2 protein-coding genes are annotated in these 3,120 nt (G+C 68.8%); both read left to right on the top strand.

Annotation, left to right across the window (positions count from 1 at the left end; all coding sequences use genetic code 11):
• Nucleotides 1-354 precede the first annotated feature (354 nt).
• Nucleotides 355-2,073 carry a DNA mismatch repair endonuclease MutL gene (gene mutL, locus M3461_20690; protein MDQ3776592.1) on the top strand — a complete coding sequence of 573 codons (1,719 nt, stop codon included), beginning with the start codon at nt 355-357 and terminating at the stop codon, nt 2,071-2,073.
• Nucleotides 2,070-3,017, top strand: a complete 948-nt coding sequence (gene miaA / locus M3461_20695; protein MDQ3776593.1) for a tRNA (adenosine(37)-N6)-dimethylallyltransferase MiaA — start codon at nt 2,070-2,072, stop codon at nt 3,015-3,017. The genes mutL and miaA overlap by 4 nt, the downstream gene beginning before the upstream one ends.
• Nucleotides 3,018-3,120 lie beyond the last annotated feature (103 nt).

Raw genomic sequence — 3,120 nt, forward strand, 5'->3', positions numbered from 1 at the left:
GCTGGCATGCGAAAAGATTGGGCAAAACCCCTGATGGACAAATTCTACGAGCTACTGCAAGCACAACCCCTCTACCGCGAGGTCTTCGGCATCATATAGCGGGGAAATTATGAGGGGATTGATAAGCTCGCGATAGGCTTCTTCACAATTCACGCGCGCGCAGTAATTCCAGCGCCTCCTCGAAGACCTGCGAGCGGGTCTTGCAGTGGTGCGCGACTCGGTAGTGCTCGACAAACCGAACCAGAGACCCAGGGAGGGAGATCGAAACCTTTTTCCGCGTGCATGGTGGAGGAGTGAGTTCCAACTATTGGTAGTATCTGGGGTCAATCCGATCGGGCTTATACTGGGCACGCCATGCCTACCGGCCCGCGACGGATCCAGACCCTGCCCGAGGTGGTCATCAACCAGATCGCGGCGGGGGAGGTGGTGGAACGCCCGGCCTCGGTGGTCAAGGAGCTGGTCGAGAACAGTCTGGATGCCGGCGCCGACGAGGTCCTGGTGGACGTCGAAGACGGCGGCTGCCGCCTCATCCGGGTGCGCGACAACGGTGCGGGGATAGAGGCCGAGGACTTGCCGCTCGCCCTGTCCCGCCATGCCACGAGTAAGATCGGCGGCTTCGATGACCTCGTGTCGCTGGCGAGCCTCGGGTTCCGGGGGGAGGCGCTGCCCAGCATCGGCTCGATCTCGACCCTCATCCTATCCTCGCGCGTGCGAGCGAGCGAGGCCGGGTGGACCATCCGCACCGCCGGTGGCATGGGCACGGTGGGACCGCTGCCCACCCCCCACCCGCCCGGTACCTCGGTCGAGGTCCGCGACCTCTTCTTCAACACGCCGGCGCGGCGCAAGTTCCTGCGCAGCGAGCGCACCGAGTTCCAGCAGATCCAGGACTGGCTCAGGCGCCTCGCGCTGAGCCGGGTCGAGGTCCGGTTTTCACTCCACCATAATCGCCGGAACGTCCTGAACGTACGCAAGGCGGCAGGTCCTCCGGATATCGCGGAGCGGCTGCAACAGCTCGGCGGGGCGCCGCTCGAGGCCGCCGTGGCCGTGGACGAGACGGCCGTCGCCATGCGGCTCCGGGGTTGGATCTGGCGCGCTCCGGCGGTCGGTAACGGACAGGAGATGAAGTACCTGTACGTAAACGGCCGCGCGGTCCGCGACCGTGCCGTCCAGCACGCCCTGTGGACGGCCGCCGAGCACAACAACTGCACCGGCCAGTTCGCGGCCTACTTGCTCTATCTCGAAATGGATCCGGCGGACGTCGACGTCAATGTCCATCCCCAGAAGCTGGAGGTCAGGTTCCTGGACGGTCGCTCGGTGCATGACTTCGTGCTGAGCGCCGCCAAACGGGCCTTGGCTGGCGCCGGCTCGGTCGCGAGGGTGTCTCCGAGCGCGGCCGGGGGCCCGGCCCGAACCCCGTCGGTTCCCAAGGTGAGAGAAGCCCCGGGCGCTTACCATACGGCGGCCAGGCCACGCCCCCCGGCGCCCGCAGCCGCGCGTGCCGGCCGGGCCGTCGCGCTCGTCGGGGCGCGGTACCTGGTTGCCATGGACGCGGCTGGCGTCACGGTGACCGACGGCGCCGTGGCATTGCGCCGGCTGTTCGACGAGTGGGCCCGGCGGGGTCCGGCCGTGACCCGAACCCTACTCATCCCGGAACGTCTCGATCTGGGCGAGCGCGCGATCGAAACCCTCGAGGGGCACGCGGCGCTCCTTTGCCGGATGGGCCTGGATCTCGAACGGGCCGGCTCCGACGCGCTCTTGGTGCGCGGGGTGCCCGGACCGCTGCACGGGAGTGGCTACGAAGCCTTGATCCGTGACGTGGTCACGGCCCTCGCCGGCCGGAGTGCGGCGCCGGAACCGGATGCGGGATTGCCGGCGGTCCTGGCCGCGCACGCCCTGCGCTCTGCCGGAGTGTCCTCCCCCGCGGAGCTGGAGGACACGCTCCGCGACTTGGCGGTGGTGGGCTACGGCGAAGGGGGGACGGTGGCGCCCGGTCTTCGGCGGCTCACCGAGGGGGATCTGGCCAGACTGGTGAGCGGCGCGGCGCCGGAGGACGGTGCCACCCACGCAGCATGAGCGGCGCGCCCGACCTGGGCGGCAGAATGGGGCCGGTCGTGTTCTTGATGGGGCCGACCGGGGCCGGCAAGACAGCGCTCGCCCTGGGGCTGGCCGCACGGCTGCCCGTGGGGCTCGTGAGCGTCGATTCCGCCATGATTTACCGCGGGCTCGACATCGGCACCGACAAGCCCGGAGCCACCGTGCTGGCGCGCTTCCCCCACCGGCTCATCGATATACGCGACGTGGATCAAGCATATTCGGCCGCGGAGTTCCGCCGCGATGCGCTCTCCGCGATCCGGGACCTCCTCGCCCACGGCCGTATTCCGCTCTTGGTGGGAGGGACGGGGCTGTATTTCCGGGCCTTGGAGCACGGGCTCTCGGCGCTGCCCGGCGCCCACCGCGAGGTGCGGGAGCGGCTTTCGAGCGAGGCCCGAAACGGCGGCTGGGCGCGGCTGCACCGGCGTCTGGCGGTGTTGGACCCCGAGGCGGCGTCCCGCATCCACCCCCACGATGCAAAGCGTATCCAGCGGGCGCTCGAGGTCTGCGAGGTCACGGGCGACCCGCTCACGACGCTCTACGCCCGCGATACGCAGGAACCGCTGCCCTATCGGGTCATCAAGTTGGTCATTGCCCCTCGGGACCGCAAGCGCCTGCAGGCCGGCCACAGGCAACGGTTCCTGGGCATGCTGGAGCGCGGTCTCATCGACGAAGTGCGGCGGGTCCTGTCGTGCACGGATGCTCGCGACGCCTGGCCGGCCATGCGGCTCGTGGGGTATCGACAGGTGTCTGAGCACTTGACGGGCAGGTGGGATCGGAACGCCCTGGTGGAGCGGGCGGTGATCGCGACCCGGCAGCTCGCCAAGCGCCAGATGACGTGGTTGCGGGCTGAGCGCGGGGCCGTCAGGCTGGACAGCGACGACCCTTGCCTGCTGTCCACGGCCCTAGCAGCCTGTCGGACTTAGCGTGGAACTTTTCAAGCGCGAGGGGATCGGATCGGTCAGGGTTCCGATGAGCGAGCGCGCATGAGCCATTTCCGTCCCTGTGATCGTGACACCCCTTACCTGC

Source organism: Pseudomonadota bacterium (genome assembly GCA_030860485.1).
Classification (GTDB): Bacteria; Pseudomonadota; Gammaproteobacteria; order JACCXJ01; family JACCXJ01; genus JACCXJ01.

Coding starts and splice junctions, on each gene's coding strand:
- miaA (MDQ3776593.1), top strand. CDS start 2,070: ATGAGCGGCGCGCCCGACCTGGGCGGCAGAATGGGGCCGGTCGTGTTC.
- mutL (MDQ3776592.1), top strand. CDS start 355: ATGCCTACCGGCCCGCGACGGATCCAGACCCTGCCCGAGGTGGTCATC.